At 51.4% G+C, this 17,037-nt stretch carries 17 protein-coding genes and 2 tRNA genes; 6 read left to right on the top strand and 13 right to left on the bottom strand.

The window, feature by feature from the left end; all coding sequences use genetic code 11:
- Positions 1–282: 282 nt before the first annotated feature.
- The 4 genes from NFR90_RS04030 to hemG form a co-directional block, all read right to left on the bottom strand.
- Positions 283–1,530 (bottom strand): M20/M25/M40 family metallo-hydrolase, encoded by a 1,248-nt coding sequence (locus tag NFR90_RS04030; protein ID WP_251450915.1) that lies wholly within the window; start codon positions 1,528–1,530, stop codon positions 283–285.
- 14 nt (positions 1,531–1,544) lie between these two features.
- Positions 1,545–2,810 (bottom strand): C4-dicarboxylate transporter DcuC, encoded by a 1,266-nt coding sequence (gene dcuC / locus NFR90_RS04025; RefSeq protein ID WP_160336245.1) that lies wholly within the window; start codon positions 2,808–2,810, stop codon positions 1,545–1,547.
- A 291-nt stretch (positions 2,811–3,101) separates the two neighbouring features.
- On the bottom strand, positions 3,102–4,808 hold the full coding sequence (locus NFR90_RS04020) for an AMP-binding protein (protein ID WP_251450913.1): 1,707 nt from the start codon (positions 4,806–4,808) through the stop codon (positions 3,102–3,104).
- 80 nt (positions 4,809–4,888) lie between these two features.
- Positions 4,889–5,434 carry a menaquinone-dependent protoporphyrinogen IX dehydrogenase gene (gene hemG / locus NFR90_RS04015; protein ID WP_251450911.1) on the bottom strand — a complete coding sequence of 182 codons (546 nt, stop codon included), beginning with the start codon at positions 5,432–5,434 and terminating at the stop codon, positions 4,889–4,891.
- Positions 5,435–5,684: 250 nt separating this feature from the next.
- Here hemG and infA point away from each other — a divergent pair, with 250 nt between their 5' ends.
- Positions 5,685–5,942: a translation initiation factor IF-1 gene (infA, locus tag NFR90_RS04010; RefSeq protein WP_160336248.1), complete on the top strand. Its 258-nt coding sequence runs from the start codon at positions 5,685–5,687 to the stop codon at positions 5,940–5,942.
- Positions 5,943–6,124: 182 nt separating this feature from the next.
- Here infA and NFR90_RS04005 read toward each other — a convergent pair whose 3' ends face one another.
- Positions 6,125–6,340: an RNA-binding S4 domain-containing protein gene (locus NFR90_RS04005; protein WP_160336309.1), complete on the bottom strand. Its 216-nt coding sequence runs from the start codon at positions 6,338–6,340 to the stop codon at positions 6,125–6,127.
- Positions 6,341–6,480: 140 nt separating this feature from the next.
- Positions 6,481–7,596 carry a M20 family metallopeptidase gene (locus NFR90_RS04000; RefSeq protein ID WP_251450909.1) on the bottom strand — a complete coding sequence of 372 codons (1,116 nt, stop codon included), beginning with the start codon at positions 7,594–7,596 and terminating at the stop codon, positions 6,481–6,483.
- 196 nt (positions 7,597–7,792) lie between these two features.
- Between NFR90_RS04000 and NFR90_RS03995 the strand changes: the two genes are divergently transcribed.
- Entirely contained in the window at positions 7,793–8,173 is a 381-nt protein-coding gene (locus NFR90_RS03995) for a CidA/LrgA family protein (RefSeq protein ID WP_251450907.1), read from the top strand.
- A complete protein-coding gene (locus tag NFR90_RS03990; protein ID WP_160336306.1) occupies positions 8,166–8,894 on the top strand; it encodes an LrgB family protein in 729 nt (242 codons plus the stop codon). The genes NFR90_RS03995 and NFR90_RS03990 overlap by 8 nt, the downstream gene beginning before the upstream one ends.
- Here the strand turns inward: NFR90_RS03990 and pncA are convergent, their stop codons facing one another.
- Both pncA and NFR90_RS03980 read right to left on the bottom strand, forming a co-directional pair.
- On the bottom strand, positions 8,895–9,515 hold the full coding sequence (gene pncA / locus NFR90_RS03985) for a bifunctional nicotinamidase/pyrazinamidase (RefSeq protein WP_160336305.1): 621 nt from the start codon (positions 9,513–9,515) through the stop codon (positions 8,895–8,897).
- Positions 9,516–10,586: an NAD(P)H-dependent flavin oxidoreductase gene (locus tag NFR90_RS03980; protein WP_251450905.1), complete on the bottom strand. Its 1,071-nt coding sequence runs from the start codon at positions 10,584–10,586 to the stop codon at positions 9,516–9,518.
- A 173-nt stretch (positions 10,587–10,759) separates the two neighbouring features.
- On the opposite strand from NFR90_RS03980, the gene mnmA reads away from it, so the two are divergent.
- The gene (gene mnmA, locus NFR90_RS03975; protein ID WP_251450903.1) at positions 10,760–11,845 is read left to right on the top strand and encodes a tRNA 2-thiouridine(34) synthase MnmA; all 1,086 of its coding nucleotides are present in this window, start codon (positions 10,760–10,762) and stop codon (positions 11,843–11,845) included.
- A 48-nt stretch (positions 11,846–11,893) separates the two neighbouring features.
- Here mnmA and NFR90_RS03970 read toward each other — a convergent pair whose 3' ends face one another.
- From NFR90_RS03970 to recA, 5 genes are all read right to left on the bottom strand, one after another.
- Complete coding sequence (locus tag NFR90_RS03970; protein ID WP_160336302.1) at positions 11,894–12,601, bottom strand: TerC family protein; 708 nt, start codon at positions 12,599–12,601, stop codon at positions 11,894–11,896.
- A gap of 6 nt (positions 12,602–12,607) precedes the next feature.
- A complete protein-coding gene (gene sucD, locus NFR90_RS03965; protein WP_251450901.1) occupies positions 12,608–13,504 on the bottom strand; it encodes a succinate--CoA ligase subunit alpha in 897 nt (298 codons plus the stop codon).
- Between the two features lie 3 nt (positions 13,505–13,507).
- On the bottom strand, positions 13,508–14,671 hold the full coding sequence (sucC, locus tag NFR90_RS03960) for an ADP-forming succinate--CoA ligase subunit beta (protein WP_251450899.1): 1,164 nt from the start codon (positions 14,669–14,671) through the stop codon (positions 13,508–13,510).
- A gap of 87 nt (positions 14,672–14,758) precedes the next feature.
- Positions 14,759–15,232, bottom strand: coding sequence for a regulatory protein RecX (locus NFR90_RS03955; protein WP_251450897.1), 474 nt, complete (start codon positions 15,230–15,232; stop codon positions 14,759–14,761).
- Positions 15,232–16,341 (bottom strand): recombinase RecA, encoded by a 1,110-nt coding sequence (gene recA / locus NFR90_RS03950; RefSeq protein ID WP_160336299.1) that lies wholly within the window; start codon positions 16,339–16,341, stop codon positions 15,232–15,234. The genes NFR90_RS03955 and recA overlap by 1 nt, the downstream gene beginning before the upstream one ends.
- 252 nt (positions 16,342–16,593) lie before the next feature.
- Between recA and NFR90_RS03945 the strand changes: the two genes are divergently transcribed.
- Positions 16,594–16,669 (top strand) — tRNA-Lys (locus tag NFR90_RS03945).
- A 4-nt stretch (positions 16,670–16,673) separates the two neighbouring features.
- Positions 16,674–16,749, top strand: a tRNA-Lys gene (locus tag NFR90_RS03940).
- The last annotated feature ends 288 nt before the right edge of the window (positions 16,750–17,037 follow it).

The raw sequence follows: 17,037 nt of genomic DNA, 5'->3' as shown, positions 1-17,037 counted from the left end.
AGATTCTAGACGATTTTCTGAATGAACATTCATTCAGAGAAGTATTTTATTTTTATATTCAAGGGTTTTCCCTTAGATATTAAATAGCTTTCTTGTATCGATAAATGAACACAAAAGTATTTCCTATCTCTTGTGTTCGTTGTCTTTCCTGCTCTGCACGGAGCTTCGACCCAATAGACCTAAGCATAGGTAAGTATGCAATCCTTATAACCTCCTTCCGTTACAACCAGACAAAAAACCCCCGCATTAAGAGAGCGGGGGCCTTGGGAAAAAAGTGACTGCTTACAAAAGCGGCTCTGTGTTCTTCGTACCAGCAAGCGAGAGTGCAGCCAGCATAATCAGCTGCGGCCCAAGCTCCGCATGCTCCATAACGAAATATTCGTTGACAGTGTGCGCTCCGATACCCTTACCGCCTGAGCAAAGACATGTGGCCGGAATATTCCGACTCATAGGGGCATTCGCATCGGTTGAAGACATGCCGTAATTAGTCAGTTCAATACCCAGAACTTTCTGAGCGCTGCGTGCGGCCTGAAGAACCGGACAATCATGCGGACGCATGCCGCCCGGTCGATTACCGATCTGAGTTTTTGTCAGTCTGAGCTTCTTAGTCTCATCGGTCACGCCCCAGCGAGCGTTTTCCGCTTTAACCGCTCCTTCAAAGGCGCTGAGAATTTCCGCTTCAACGCGCAGAAGCTCCTCATTGGAGACGCTGCGGATATCCACATCAACCTCACAGTGCGCGGCAATGGTGTTCACGGTTGTTCCGCCTTTAATGGTGCCGATAGTGAAGGTTGTTTTCGGATCTGCAGGAACCTGAATATCCGCGACCTTGTCGCCGGCACGGCACACCGCGTGAATCGCGCTCGGCGCTTTGCCGAATTCGGCAAAGGAATGTCCTCCGGGGCCGTCAATCGAAAGGCGCCAGCGATGAGAGCCAACCGCGCCGTAAAGAACACGGCCGACGTCGGTGCTGTCAACTGCGATGAAGCCGTCAAGCTTATTGTTGGCACATAAATGCTTAGAGCCGCGGATATCGCCGTTTCCTTCCTCGCCCACAGTTCCGACAAACCAGATGTCTCCGACCGTTTCGATCTTCTGAGTTTCAAGCGCACGAAGCACCTGCAGAATCGCCCGCAGTCCGGAGCAGTTGTCGCCGATTCCCGGCGCGCGGTAAATATTGCCTTCCTGCCGAACCTTAACGTCGGTACCGGCCGGGAAAACGCTGTCCATGTGCGCTCCAAGCGCAAGTACAGGGCCGTTTCCACTGCCTTTGCGAACCCCAATCACATTGCCGATTTCGTCAATATGAACGTTAGACAGTCCATAGCGTTTCATACGCTCCGCTACAGAAGCCGCGCGCTTTTCTTCATGAAAAGTCGGCGCTTCTATTTCGCAGAGCTCGATTTGTTCCTGCATCGCTATTTCCGTCTGATCGGCGATAAGTTTCAGCGCGTCCGCTACTGCAGGCTCCTTGGCGACTGTTTGAACGAATTCCAGAACTTTCTCATTGACCTGAGGAATATTCTTCATAAATCAAGAGCTCCTTAAACCAAGAAGTAGAGGCAAATAACCATGACGACAGCCGCGGGTGCCGTGCGCTTCACAACCTCCACCGGAGAGACGCCGGCAATGCCGGACAGAAGAATGATGCCGCCTGCAAGCGGAGAAGCCTGTCTGCCGATACCGGCCGCCATCATGGCGATATACCCGAGTCCGTCAATCGTCATACCGAATGTCGGAGCATGGGGAGTCACCGCTTCGTTGAAAGCGAACGCCGCTGCGTCGCCGGAGCCGGTCAGCACGGCCAAAATAAACGGGCCGAAGGCACCGCCGATTTTCGCCACTTCATTGGTATGGGTCAGATACTGAACAAAAACGTCAATGACGCCAGCGGCACGTAAACCTGCCGCAAATACACCCGCTGCGATAATGATGCCGAGAATCTTGGCGTAACCGTTGCCCATGCCCGCAAAGAATTTCTTTGTGACTTCCTCAGGGTTGGAACGTGTGACAGCAAGCGCGTAGAACGTTCCGATCAGCATCGCGGTCGCCACCGACATCTTGAGCTGAGGGGCCCAAAGCGAAGCGCAGACAAGAAGAACCACCGGAACCAGCGGAGCAATCGCAAAGAAAATATTCGGACGGGCAATCTCATTGCTTGCCTCTTCCACGGCTTCTTTAACTGCGGTGTCGTTTTTCTTAAAGTCGCCGTAAGCGAAGCACGTAATCGTAATGATGAGAATACTGATCGCGCCTAACGTGACCGTTGTCACCGCATGCGCGCCGATAAACTGCATAATCTCCATCGAGGCAAGTTTAGAGATGAACGGATTGTGAGAAACACCGGGGTTGAGGTAGGCGGGCATCATGCAGCCGCCGACTGCCGCAGCGGCAATCGCCGGTTTGAAACCGGAGCGAATCATGATCGGAATCATGGTCGGACCGACCGCCGCCGAAAGGCCTGCCATCGAAGGGATCGCTGTCGAGATCACGCTGGTGACGATCATGCATGAGGGCAGAAGAAAGACACCCAATCTTTTGAGCGGCTTCATCAGAAGACTCACTAAATGCACGTCGCACTTTGTCAGTGAGATCACAGCCGCAAAGCCGAGCGCTGAACAGATAGCGATGATCAGACTGCCGTTGGTCATCGACTTATCAAACTGCTTAAAAGCCACCATCGGCTGAAGTGAAATAAAAGCCATTACGAAACCGGATGTCAGAAGGACAAGACGTGTTTCATATCGTTTAATCAGGGCATAAACCGTTGCGATAACCACAACGACGGCCGCCCACACGGTCCAGGACATAGAATTCTCCTTGGGTAAAGATAAAAGCGGTATGAACGAGCGTCCATGTTCATTGCCCGTTCATACTTCATTGCAAATCTATTTGAGATCAAACAATATCAGGAGAGCAAAAATTGCTCAATCCCCCATCGCATAAACCCTTATTTTTATTCTCTAGCCTAGGCCGCGTTTGAAAAAAAACACCCTATCGCTTCGCAATTTATCCTGAACCAGTAGGCCTGCAGCTCATTAAAGACTCCGAATAAAAGAAAACCCGCGGTGAAGCGGGCCTCTTTTGTGCGCGATCAGAGTTTATTCACTCTTCGGATTCACGATATCTTTAAGTTCTCTGCGCAGAATCTTGCCGACAGGTGTCTTCGGGATCGATTCCACGAATACGATTTCACGCGGCATCTTGTAACCGGTCAGGTTTTGGCGGCAGTAAGCTTTAACCTGATCCGCCGTCAGGGACGGATCTTTCTTAACGATCACAGCCTTGACCATTTCACCGGATTTTTCGCTCGGCACACCCACGACGCCGCACTCAAGAATTTCCGGCATGCTCTGCAGCACCGCTTCGACCTCATTCGGATAAACATTGAATCCGGAAACCAGAATCATGTCCTTCTGACGGTCGGTAATCGTAATACGGCCGTTGCTGTCCATATTGCCGATATCTCCGGTACGCAGCCAGCCGTCGCGCAGCGTGGCGGCCGTTTCTTCTGGGCGATTCCAGTAGCCGCGCATGACCTGCGGACCTTTGACACAGATTTCGCCGGTGTGCTCCTCAATCTCCTGCGGAGTTGTCCACTGCCCGAGATCCTTAAATCCTTCGCCTCGGATGGTCACGATCGTTGAGGGGAACGGAAAGCCGACTGAGCCGTTCCACGGGGTGTTCAGCGGATTTGCGGCCACACCCGGAGAAGCTTCCGTTAAACCGTAAGCCTCGCTGATAGCTCCTCCTGTCACATTCTTCCAGCGCTCTGCCACGGTTTTCTGCACCTGAGTTCCGCCGCCGACAGTGAGCTTCAGCATGGAGAAATCAACCTGATCAAAGCCCGGCGTGTTCAGCAGTCCGTTAAAGAGCGTGTTGACGCCGCAAATAACAGTGAAGTGCTGCTTTGCGCATTCTTTAACGAGGCCCTTCATGTCGCGGGGATTCGTGATAAGCACCATACGGGCGCCCCACTGCATGAAGCTGCACATCGCTGTAAGTGAAAAGATATGGTAAAGCGGAAGCGCTGTCATCACGACTTCACTTGCCTTCTTGAAGTCGGAAGAAATCCAAATACCGGTCTGCTGCAGATTGGCCAGCACATTGCGGTGTGTCAGCATGGCGCCCTTAGAGACGCCGGTTGTGCCGCCCGTGTACTGCAGAAGCGCGATGTCATAGCGATCAATCTTGGGTTTCTTGTATTCCAGAGAGGCGCCTTTTGCAAGCGCTTCGGTAAACGTAACCGCATGCTCGAGATGGAATTCTGGCACCATCTTCTTGACACGCTTCACCATGAAGTTGACCAGCATGCGCTTAGGAGTCGGGAGCAGGTCGCCAACCTGAGTCGTGATCACATGCTCGACCGAAGTTTCCTTCTGGATTCTCTCAAAGGTCTTGGCAAAGTTCTCGATGATGATCAGAACTTTCGCTTCCGAATCCTTCAGTACTCCGCCAAGCTCACGGCTTGTGTAGAGCGGATTGACGTTCACAACAATCAGTCCGGCTTTCAGTACGGCAAATAAAGCCACCGGATACTGGAACAAATTCGGCATCATCAGCGCGACTCGGTCGCCCTGCTCGACGCCCGGGAGAGACTGCAGATACGCGGCAAGCGCCGTGACCTTCGCACCAAAGTCCCGATAGCTCATGTTGGAGCCCAGATTTGAAAACGCCGGAGCAGTGGCGTACTCCTCACACATTTTTTCCTGGAAATCCACAAGAGACTCGTAGATATCGGGATTAATCTCGGCCGGGACCCCTTCCGGGTAATTCCTCAGCCACGGATATTGCTGAGCATCTGTCATTTTTTGCTCTTCCCAAAAAAATCTTAACCCGCTAATTTTAGCGGGTTAGCTGTGATAAAAACAGTCTAAAAAACGTGACCTTAGGCTTGATTTGCAAGCTCGTGGATATGAGCCGCATAAGCTTTGACGTCATCCCAATCGGTAAAGTCGATGCACATGGACGGATCGGTCGGCCCGTTTGTGATCTTCATAATGAGCTGAATGCATTTCTTATCAAAGAAATTCAGGTTGGGATAGTCGATCTTGCCGGCAAAGCACTTCAGATCACGAGGGCGCCACGGAGAGCGGTTCAGGAAGTTCTGCATGTAGCGGTTGCCTTCCACCGTTGCTTTAAAAGGCGTGCGCGCGACCACCGTCACATTGAACATTGCGTTGGGTTTGTGGTCAAGACGCGTGCAGTTATTGCGGACAAACTCATAAACGTTCGGATGATAGGTGCCGTAAACGACCGGGAAACCGCAGAGAACAAAATCATGCTTGTCCCAGTCCACACCTTCGCGCAGCGCTTCGGCCACCGGCATGAGTTCGACAGAATCGCCCTTTGCTTCAAGCTGTTCAGCGATACGGCGGACGATACGGGCAGTATGGCCCATACGAGAATAGTAAACAATCAGGATATTCTTCATGGCTGACTCCAAGGCCCGGCCGTTTCCCGGGGCGATTCGTTATTTTTTCGAAGTTCCGATTGTAGCAAATTACGCTTAAACACAATCCTGATGCCACATTCTTAACAATCTGAAGCGGCATAAATCGATTTTTGTTACCCAGTATCGGCGGTTATCTAGCAATTAATCAGAATCTTGCGCCCCGCCTAAGGTAGAATCACAGCGTTTAAAACTCAGTTCTGAAAAAACAAAGGAACTCATTTACATTTATATGGCAAAAGAAGACCTGATTGAAGCCAGCGCAACTGTTACAGAAGTGCTCCCAGACGCCCGCTATCGCGTTCAACTCGACAACGGCTATGAACTTATCGCTTACACTAACGGTAAAATGCGCAAACATCACATTCGCATTCTCGCCGGCGATAAAGTTTCTCTTGAAATTTCTCCCTACGATATGACCAAAGGACGCATCACATTCCGTCATATTGAAGGACGTCCGCCTGCAGCGCCTCAGAACAAGCGCAAGTAATTATTAAAGTCAAAGCAGCATAAAAGCTCTGAGAATGCGCTGCGGCATTGTCAGAGCTGTCGCTGTTGCCTGACGCGCAAAGTACAAGATCCGAGTGGCCCGAGTTCTGTTTGCTGATGGAACGAAAGCAGCTGCCAGCCTCGCAAGAGGCTTTTTTTGTTTTCGCCGAGAATTGCAAAAGATTAGGCTTTAGCCTCAACCTGAATCTCTTTGCCGGCGTAAGTCACGATCTGTCCGGCTCGGATTTTGGCGCCGCGTTCCGTACGCACGGCTCCGTCCACTTTTACCTCTCCGGCTTGAATCACCTGCTTGGCTTCGCCTCCCGTCTGAAGCACACCGGCCGCTTTCAGAAGATCTCCAAGACGAATATATTCTTCGTTTTCCAGTTCAAATTTCATAACTGCTCCTTTTCGATTCCTGCCATTATCGGCCTCTTTCCGAGAGAATTCCGCCGCGATCCTAAATTTAGGCGCTGAAAATGCGAAAGAGCCGCCGGCTCTTAAAGAGAACGGCAGCTCAGGCAGAGAAGAAAGATCGATTAGATCAGCGTCAGGAAGCGAGTGATCATGCGAATGCGTTCTTCAATCGTATCGATACGAAGGAATTCGCGATCGCAGTGGAATTCACCGCCGGCAGGGCCGCATCCGTCAATAACGGGCAGACCGGCTTCAGCCATGTGGTTGCCGTCGGAAGCACCGCCCGCGTCAACCCAGTCAATGTCAAAGCCTTCCAGCTTGGCGGCTTCAGTGATCTGAGCAACGAGTTCCTTAGTTGCTTCGGAAAGCGGCATGGAGTTGCTGTGGCTGACGCGTTCAATGGTCTGAGTTACGCGCGGAGCCCAAACCGCATCAGCAAGCTTCATGATACCTTCATGAAGAGCCTTGTCGTCTTCATTGTTCCAATAACGGGTGTCCAGTTTGACGACGCAGCAGTCGGAAATAATGTTCGGAGCTTTTCCGCCTTCGATAACACCGGGGTTCACTGTTGTGCCTTTTTCTACATCAGCCAGGCCTGCGGCAGCCAGAGCAAAGCGCATGGCGGCGATATTGGCGTTAGCACCGCGATACGGAGCATTGCCGGCGTGAGAAGAAACGCCCTTGAATGTGACAACGTAGTTGGAAGAACCCTTTCTGGAGCGAACCAGCTGACCGCCTTCGCGAGCGGCTTCAAAAACCAGAGCGCGGGAAGACTTGGCGGCAATGCCTCTGAGCCAGGCGCTCGAAGCACGGGAACCGGTTTCTTCATCCGGATTCAGCGCAACAGCGATGGAAAGTCTTTCAAGATCTTCCGGACGAGCGGCTTTGAGTGCGTAGTAAATAGCCAGAACACCGCTCTTGCAGTCGCTGCAGCCGGGACCATAGGCTCTGTCGCCTTTTACGGTAAGGGGACGAGCTGCGGCTTCACCGTCAGGGAAGACTGTGTCCATGTGCGCATTGAACAGAACGTCGTAATGATCCGCGTCAGGCTTATTGCAGGCGAACATGCCGTTTCCAGCTCCCGGACCAAGATCAACCAGCTCAGCTTTGAATCCGATCGATTCAAAGTGCTTTTTCATGATTTCTGCGACTTTGGTAACACCGGCGACGTTGTGGGATCCGCAGTCCAAGTTGACCAATTCTGCAAGATCCTTCATATAAGACTCAAGTACGCTCATTAGAACTCCTTAGATAGTAAAGCGGCTGTTAGCCGAATGATTTTGAAAAATTCTAATGAACCGCCCTATCTCTTTATATTCGAGTTAACACCGAACATATTTTCCATTTTGAGAAAAAAAGTACTCGTTTTTCTTTTTTTTGAAAAAATTAGTCATAAATTATGACTCCTCCTTTTCACCCATAATTTTTTTCATCATGATTGCCGGTTTAGTGTTGCTTCTAATATTCCAGATTCTTGGGAATGTGGCAGAAATGTATTTCCATTTGCCCGTACCCGGTCCTGTTCTCGGAATGTTCCTGCTTCTGATCGCACTCATCAGCTACGATAAACTCGCCGCATATGCCCGACCGATTTCGCTCGTACTGATTTCTTACCTCGCCGTACTCTTTGTCCCTGCCGGCGTCGGCATCATCCTTCACTTTGAGCGAATCAAAAATGAAGCGCTGCCGATTGGTGTCTCACTGGTGCTCAGCACCATCCTTACGATTGCGGTTACCGGACTTGTGATCAAATATTCCGGAATTTGGCTTGAGAAACGCAGGATACGTAAATCTGAGGAGCCGTGCCATGAATGAAGTCAATGAAATCTGGGCTTCGCTTTCGACCTCGTCACTGCTGTGGCTCACGGTCACGCTGCTTGCCTATCTGATTGCGCAGAAGCTTTACGCCTGGAGCAATTGGAATTCTTTGCTCAATCCCGTGGCGGTGTCGATCATTCTGGTTGTCTCGCTGCTGCTTGCGACAAAAACGCCCTACCAGACGTATTTCCAAGGTGCGCAGTTTATTCATTTTCTTTTAGGGCCGACGACCGTTGCACTGGCTATTCCTCTGTACGACCTAAGAATTCAGCTGGCTAAAAACTGGCTTCCGGTTATCCTCGGATTATTTGCGGGCGCTTTTACAGCAATCGTATCGACCGTACTGATTGCAGGCGCACTTGGCGCGTCACCGGAAACGATCATCAGTCTTGCGCCTAAGAGCGTAACCACTCCGATCGCCATGTCGGTAGCAGAAAAGCTCGGCGGTCTGCCTGCGCTTTCAGCCGCTCTTGTGGTTCTAACCGGCGTACTCGGCTCTATCACCGCGGGCCCGCTCTTCAAGTTCCTAAATATTAACGGTGCAGCCGCTCAGGGCTTCGCGCTTGGGCTCTCAGCGCACGGCATGGGCACGTCCAGAGCATTCCAGATCGATGCGGACGCCGGCGCCTACGCAAGTCTCGCGATCGGATTAACCGGCTTGACAACCGCGCTGCTCGCGCCGGCTCTGACACCGCTTCTGATGAAGCTCTTCTTCTGATCAGCTAAGCTCTGCGGATGTGAGGATATGAATGCCGCGCGCTTTCATGTCCTCGATCGCTTTTTGAATCGAGCCGTCAATATCGATGCCGCGGCAGGCGTCTTCCACGAGATTCGTCTTGAAACCGAGCTTTACCGCGTCCAAAGCCGACCAATAAACACAGAAATCCGTCGCAAGACCGCAGACAAACACCTCGTCAATTCCCCGCTCCTTCAGCTGCTCGGCAAGACCTGTGAGAGTACTTCGATCTGCTTCAATAAAGGCTGAATAGCTATCAAGCTCGGGATTGGTTCCTTTTTTTATATTAAGGGCACACCTACTTGTATCGAGTCCCGGGGCAAGCTCAGATCCGACCGTTTCCTGAACGCAGTGATCCGGCCATAAAACCTGTTTCCCGTAAGATACGTCAACGAGCTCATAAACGCGGCCGCCCTCATGCTGAGAAGCAAAAGAAATATGGTTTTGAGGATGCCAGTCCTGAGTAAAAACTACGGTGTCAAACAGTGGAGCAATCTTATTAATAACGGGAACAACCTCACTTGCAGCCGGGACAGGAAGCGCTCCCTTCTCCAAAAAATCATTCTGCACATCAACAACAACCAGGGCCTGATTCTTCTTCATTTAACGTGTCCAGTAGTCCGTAAAAGCTTCTACGATACTCTGAACCGGAAGGCTTTGGACCCGGAAGGCGTTCTGACCGATTTCCAGATAAGCAAGATCAATTCGGTTCTGCTTCAGCGCTGAATCAAAAATATCCCTGAGCGCAAAATACTGGAACGGGAAATCAAGAACCGGAAGTTCGTTTTCCTGAATCGTGCGAGAGAGACCGTTGGCAAGGAATCGGGAGGGACGTCCCAAATAAACAGAGGACATTTCAGTTGAAGCGTCCGTTGTGTAGCGGAGCTTCGTGCGCCAGGCTTCCGGAAGCGGTGACTCATCTGCGCACAGCAGCGCATCTGTGAGCATGAGGCCCGCGCAGCCAAAAAGTTTTGCCGCCTCTGCATGCGCCTCGGTCATTACAGAGCCCGCCGCGATAACCGGAACTTTCAAGGCTCGTGCGCACTCAGGCCACAACGCAAGAGAATCCACTTCCGCACCGTAAGCCGGAACTTCTTCATAAGAAAGCAGTCCGCCTTCAGCCCACGAAACCGCAACGACCGCCTTCACCCCGCTAGAGACCAGAACTTTGGCGTCGCGCAAATTTGAAGCAAGTCCAAAGACCGGCATACAGCACCTTTCCAGCTCCTCCATGTAAGGTTCGCGAAGACCACCCAAACGAAGCCCGACCGCAGGCACTCTCAGGTCAATAATTTTCTTGAACTGCCGGTCAAAATCAGGAAGCTGCAGTGTTTCAGCGCTTGTCTCAAGTCCCAAATCCTCGCGAAGCGGAGAAAGCGCCATATACAGAAGCTTTAGTTTCCGACTGTCCAAAAGTGTTTTTTTCGGCGGGAACAGCATGGCTGCAAAGGGCCGATCGGTCAGTTTGCGAACCGCTGCGACCGATTTCTCAATCTCGTCTTCATTCATGAATCCGACATTTAAAACACCGAGACCTCCGGCGTTAGAGACTGCGGCTGTCAGCTCAGGAGTTCCCCAGCCAAAGCCGGGAAGCCCGATGATGGGAATTTCAATGCCGAAATCATTTAAAAAAATCTGTGATTTTTTGTTTTCGGTGTACACAAATTCTGGCATGCGGTCTCCTTCTTTACGACTCAGGCTTAAACAATACGTCATTCTATTACTGCGTCAACTATCGCTTCCCAATCAATTGTTTTTAATCCTTTCTTTGACCCGTTCTGTCACAACTAAATCGTCCGACACCGCTTTGAGTTGGCTAAAATTAGGAGCTCAAAAAGGAGTTATAAGTGAGCACAAAAACTGTTGTCGTCGGGCTGTCCGGCGGAGTCGACTCTGCGGTCAGCGCGTACCTGCTCAAGCAGCAGGGCTATGAAGTCATCGGCCTCTTCATGAAAAACTGGGAAGACGATGATGACGGCGAATACTGTTCCTCCCGTCAGGATCTGATTGATGCGACGGCCGTCGCCGATGTGATCGGCATTGATATTGAAGCAGTCAACTTTGCCAAGGAATATAAGGAACGCGTGTTTTCCGAGTTCCTCAGTGAGTACGAGGCAGGACGCACGCCGAATCCTGACGTGCTGTGCAACTCCGAAATCAAATTCAAGGCCTTCCTTGACCACGCTCTGCGGCTTGGCGCGGACAAAATCGCGACCGGCCACTATGCACGTGTTACGGAAGACAACGGTCTGTTCAAACTGTTAAAGGGGCTTGATCCGGCCAAGGATCAAAGCTACTTCCTTAATCGTCTGAATCAGTATCAGCTCTCCAAAAGCATTTTCCCGGTAGGAGAGCTTTGCAAGACGGAAGTCCGCAGAATCGCTGAAGAAATCGGCCTGCCCAACGCACGTAAAAAAGACAGCACGGGTATCTGCTTTATCGGAGAGAGACCTTTCCGCGAATTCCTGCACCGCTATCTTGCCAACAAACCCGGTCCGATGAAAACCGCTGACGGGAAGGTCGTCGGGGAACACATCGGTCTTTCCTACTACACCATCGGCCAGAGAAAAGGCATCGGCGTAGGCGGCTCTAAAGAAGGAAACGGTGAACCTTGGTTTGTTGCCCGCAAAGATATTCCGGATAACACGCTCTACATTGTTCAGGGACATGATCATCCCTGGCTCAAGTCTTACACGCTGACGGCGACTCGTCCCAACTGGATCAGCGGCTCAGCCCCGCTTGCCGGAACAAAGCTCGGGCTGAAAACGCGCTACCGCATGCCGGATCAGGCCTGTGAAATTTTATCGGCCGACAGCGAAAGCCTGATGCTCGCTTCCGAAGAACCCATGTGGGCGGTAACACCGGGACAAAGCGCCGTACTTTATGACGGTGATGTCTGTCTCGGAGGCGCCATTATTTCCTCCTGCGCATAAAGGAAAAGGCGGTGAACAGATCACCGCCTCTTTTTTTAAGTAAATGCCTTAAGATGACTTGCGACTCTTGAAGAACTTAATCAGCAGCGCAACCCCGAGAACGAACACAATTCCCGCGATTCCACCCTCCATGTGAAGCTCCGGCAGATTCGGGAAATGCGGAGAAATTCCCGGATCGTCTACCATCAGCGTGCCGGCAATCCAGCCGAGCAGCGCGCCACCCGCATACACAATGATCGGGAAGCGATCCAGAATTTTCAAGATAAACTGGCTTCCGCCGAGAATAAACGGAACACTGACAAGCAGACCGAAAATAACCAGCGCCATCTGATGATGCCCTGGTGCCTGTTCGGCTGCGCCTGCGATCGCGATGACATTGTCGATACTCATCACCAGATCGGCGATAATAATTGTCTTAACCGCGCCCCAAAGTTTTTTACTTGCGTGTACCTCCTGATCTCCTTCGTCATGAGGAACGATCAGTTTGATACCGATCCAAAGAAGAAGGAGTCCGCCGCAGAACTTCAGGTATGGGATCGTCATGATCGTCACGGCAAACGCGATCAGAATCACTCGAAGCGCAATCGCACCGCCCGCGCCGTAGAAAATCCCTTTCCGTCTCAGATGTGGATCCAAATCTCTGCAGGCCAATGCAATGACCACGGCGTTGTCTCCGCCAAGCAGGATGTCAATCATAATGATCTGAAGAACGGCGACCCAGTGTATTTCGTTAAACCAGACAATCAATGTTTCCAAAATAAATTACTCCTTGACGGATGTCAGCACAGATTTAAGAAGCTCGCCGATCTCGGAGGGATTGCGCGTCGTACGAATCCCGCAGGCTTCCAGCGCCGCGAGTTTGCCTTCGGCTGTTCCCCTGCCGCCCGAGATAATGGCGCCCGCATGCCCCATTCTCTTACCCGCTGGCGCTGTCACACCGGCAATAAAGCCCACTACGGGCTTCTTCATATTGTCACGCGCCCATTCTGCGGCGGTCTCTTCGTCGCTTCCGCCGATCTCTCCGATCATGACCACGGCCTCTGTATCTGGATCGTCATTGAACAGTTTGAGCGCGTCGATGTGCTTGATTCCGTTAATCGGATCGCCGCCGATACCGATGGCGGTGGACTGTCCGTAACCGAGCGCGGTAAGCTGCGCAACCGCTTCGTATGTCAGAGTTCCGGAGCGGGAAACCACACCGATATGACCCTTGCGATGGATGTGCTCAGGCATAATGCCAACATTAATTTCTCCCGGCGTCATGACGCCCGGGCAGTTCGGTCCGAGAAGCAGTGATTTGGAGCCGGTCTTCTTCATATGGTCACGAACGCGGACCATATCGAGAACGGGAATTCCTTCCGTGATGCAGATAATCAGTTCGATTCCTGCGTCGCTCGCTTCCTGAATTGCGGCAGCCGCGCCCGCGGGCGGAACATAAATCACGGAGACGTTTGCTCCGGTAGCTTCTTTAGCCTCTTTCACCGAGGCAAAAATCGGCAGACCTTCCCATACCTGGCCCGCTTTACGCGGATTCACGCCGCCCACAAAGCAGTCTTTGCCAAATCCGTACTCTCTGCACAGACGTGTATGGAACTGTCCGGTTTTCCCGGTCATACCCTGAGTAATCACACGGGAATCTTTATTAACCAAAATACTCATCGCTTACTCCCGAGACTTTTCTACTGCAAGTTTTGCTGCCTCGCCGAGTGATTCGGCAGAAAGAATCGGCAGTCCGCTGTCTTTGAGAATCTGTTTGCCAAGTTCCTCGTGCGTTCCTTTCATGCGAACGACGAGCGGCACCGTCAGTTTGACTTTATGGCAGGCCTGAACGATGCCCTCGGCGATAATGTCGCACTTCATAATGCCGCCGAAGATATTGACCAAAATCACCTTGACTTCGGGGCGGGAGAGCATGATTTCGAAAGCGGCCGTCACCTTTTCAACCGAGGCGCCGCCTCCAATATCAAGGAAGTTGGCAGGTTCGCCTCCGAAGAGCTTGATGGTGTCCATTGTGGCCATGGCCAAGCCGGCGCCGTTTACCAAGCACGCAATATTGCCGTCAAGCTGAATGTACTGAAGTCCGGCCTGATGCGCAGTAAGTTCCGTCGGATCTTCCTGTTCGGGATCGTGCAGGCTTTCGAGTTCCGGATGGCGCATCAGCGCGTTGTCATCAAAGGTCATCTTCACGTCCAGCGGATAGACCTTATGTTCGGCAGTTACGATCAGCGGATTAATTTCCAGAAGCGAGCAGTCCATTGAATTGAACGTGTTCCAGAGTTTCACCAAAACATCGGCGCACTCCGGGCAAACCGCCGGCTCCACACCGAGCTTAGTGGCGACTTCAAGCGCCTGTTCTCTGCTCAGTCCGCTTTCCGGATCGATATAGGTGTTGATAATTTTTTCAGGAGATTCGGCCGCAACGCGTTCGATCTCGACTCCGCCCTCTGCAGAAGCGATGAGAATCGGTTTTTGCGCCTGACGGTCAATCAGGAGTCCAACATAGAATTCCTGAGCGATATTAAGCCCTTCCTGAATCAGAACCTTGCTGACCGGAGCGCCGTGCGCGCCGGTTTGTTTGGTCACAAGGCGGGAACCGATTAAGGAGGAAGCCAGGGCGGAGACGTCCCCGAGGCTTCGGGCAAGCTTCACGCCGCCCGCTTTTCCCCTGCCGCCCGCATGAACCTGAGCCTTGACAGCCCAAACGCGGCCTCCGATTTCTTTAGCTATCTGTTCTGCCTCTTCAGCACTGGAGGCAACTTCCGCAACGGGAACGGGCACGTCGAAATTCTGAAGAATACGACGCGCTTGATATTCATGAATTTTCATCGGCGTAAATGAAAAAGAGATTGTGAGATTGTTCCTAAAGCAATCTTACGAGTATAAACCCAGAGCCGCTCTAAGCATTGCCGGGCATTACTCTTCTTCATCGAGTCGACAGCGAAGAACCTTTTCGATTGTTCTGAAAGAAAATCCCCGATACGCGAGGAATCGAACCTGTCTGGCTCTTTCTTTCGGATCCTGAGGAGGCTCACCAAAGCGGCGCTCCCACAGAACTCTTGCCCGATCCAGTTCGGACACTTCGTTTTCGCGAATTGCCTCATCAGCCAATTCGCTTGACACGCCTTGTCTACGAAGTTCCCAGCGAAGCTTCTGATCGCCAAAGCGTGAGTTTTTGATCATGACCTGGCTTTTTGCAAAGCGCTCGTCTGAAAGATATTTACGTTTCTCAAGCTCATCGAGTACCGAATTAATCAGTTCGGCATCTCCGGGCTCTTCAAATTGGTCCGACAGCTTCTTAAAAAGACCAAGGCGAGAGCGCTCTTTTGCTGCAAGAGCCGCTACCGCCTTGAATTTGATTTGCTGTCTGCGCTCGTCAGACTCACTCATCATGGTGCGTCTTCATAGACCTCTTCGGTCACGGATGAAGTCTCTGTAACCGGATCGTTCTTATGTTTTTCGTTTTCACCGCTGATCTTGGCGCGAATCTGATCTTCGATGAGCTTCATTTCTTCAGGATGTTCTTTGAGCCACTCTCTGGCAGCCGCCTTGCCTTGGCCAATCTTATTGCCCTGATAGGAGTACCAAGCGCCGGACTTGCCGAAGATATCCATATCGGTACCGAGATCGATGACTTCGCCTTCGCGGGAGATGCCTTCGCCGTAGATGATTTCAAACTCAGCCTGTTTGAAGGGAGGCGCAACTTTGTTTTTCACAACTTTAACGCGTGTCTCGTTGCCGAGTACTTCGTCGCCCTTCTTGATGCCGCCGATTCTGCGGATATCCATACGGATCGTGGCGTAGAACTTCAGCGCATTGCCGCCGGTCGTTGTCTCGGGAGAACCGTAAGTGATGCCGATCTTCTGACGAACCTGGTTAATAAAGACTACGAGTGTGTTGGATTTTTTAATACTGGATGTGAGCTTGCGCAGCGCCTGGCTCATCAGTCTGGCCTGCAGACCGGGGAGAGCTTCGCCCATTTCGCCTTCGATTTCAGAACGGGGCACAAGAGCTGCGACAGAGTCGATGACGACGAGGTCAACCGCTCCGGAACGAACCAACGCATCTGTGATTTCCAGAGCCTGTTCTCCGCTGTCCGGCTGAGACAAGAGCAGATCTTCAATATGCACGCCGAGCGCCTGAGCATATTTAATATCCAGAGCGTGCTCGGCGTCGATAAACGCGCAGGTTCCGCCAAGTTTCTGCATTTCTGCAAGGATGTGCAGCGTCAGCGTTGTTTTACCGGAAGATTCCGGTCCGTAAATCTCAACAATACGTCCGCGGGGAAGACCGCCGACGCCAAGCGCCATATCCAGAGTGAAAGAGCCGGTGGAGACGACATCAAGGTTCTGCTCGGCCGGACCGTCGCCCATATTTAGGATCGCGTCCTTACCAAACTGCTTTGTAATCTGATCCAACGCGACCTTGAGCGCTTTCTTGCGGGCATCCGTATCAACAATCTGTTCTACGGGCGGTTTCACTTTTTTCTTTTCAGCCATTTAATTCTTCCTAAATTTTGGCGGCTCAAGCCGCATAAGTTCTGTAATAGTAGCGAAAAAATCAGATTTGACAAGGCAGATTTCAATTTCAGATTATTTTCTTGTTGGAAGTTATTCTAAAAATTAGTGCGACAATTTATGTCTTACTCGACGGTAACAGTTTCGGATTGGGTCCACTTGATTTGACGATTAAAAAAAACGTGTGTAGTATTCACTTCTCGATTGATTGAGACGCAAGTCTTGATCGACAAAGGGTTGTTAGCTCAGTTGGTAGAGCAGTGGACTTTTAATCCATTGGTCGCAGGTTCGAGTCCTGCACAGCCCACCAAATAGGGGGTATAGCTCAGTTGGTAGAGCAGCGGACTCTTAATCCGTAGGTCCCGGGTTCGAATCCCTGTGCCCCCACCAAGTTACCATCCGAGAGTCTCCAAGACTCTCGGATATTTTTTTGCCCGGACCAATAAGTACGAGGCCTTTGCGGTTTTTCCCTGCTGTACCTTTCCGACAATTAACGGCTCCCAATGGAATTTTTATTGACGTATAGATTGACGTATAGCAATTCCAAAGGAAATTTTATTGACGTACAGCCGATAGACGCTGTCAGTACCCAGGTTCGACGCACGATATTAATAAAAAATCTGAATAATATCTGCGAAAATTTCTGATAATTGCATGAATTTATTAGGAAAAGTGCTT

It is taken from the genome of Parasutterella muris, from assembly GCF_943193095.1.
In the GTDB taxonomy this organism is placed as follows: Bacteria; Pseudomonadota; Gammaproteobacteria; order Burkholderiales; family Burkholderiaceae_F; genus Parasutterella; species Parasutterella muris.
Note: the sequence above shows the minus strand (reverse complement) of the source record. Positions and strands in the feature narration are given on the sequence as shown.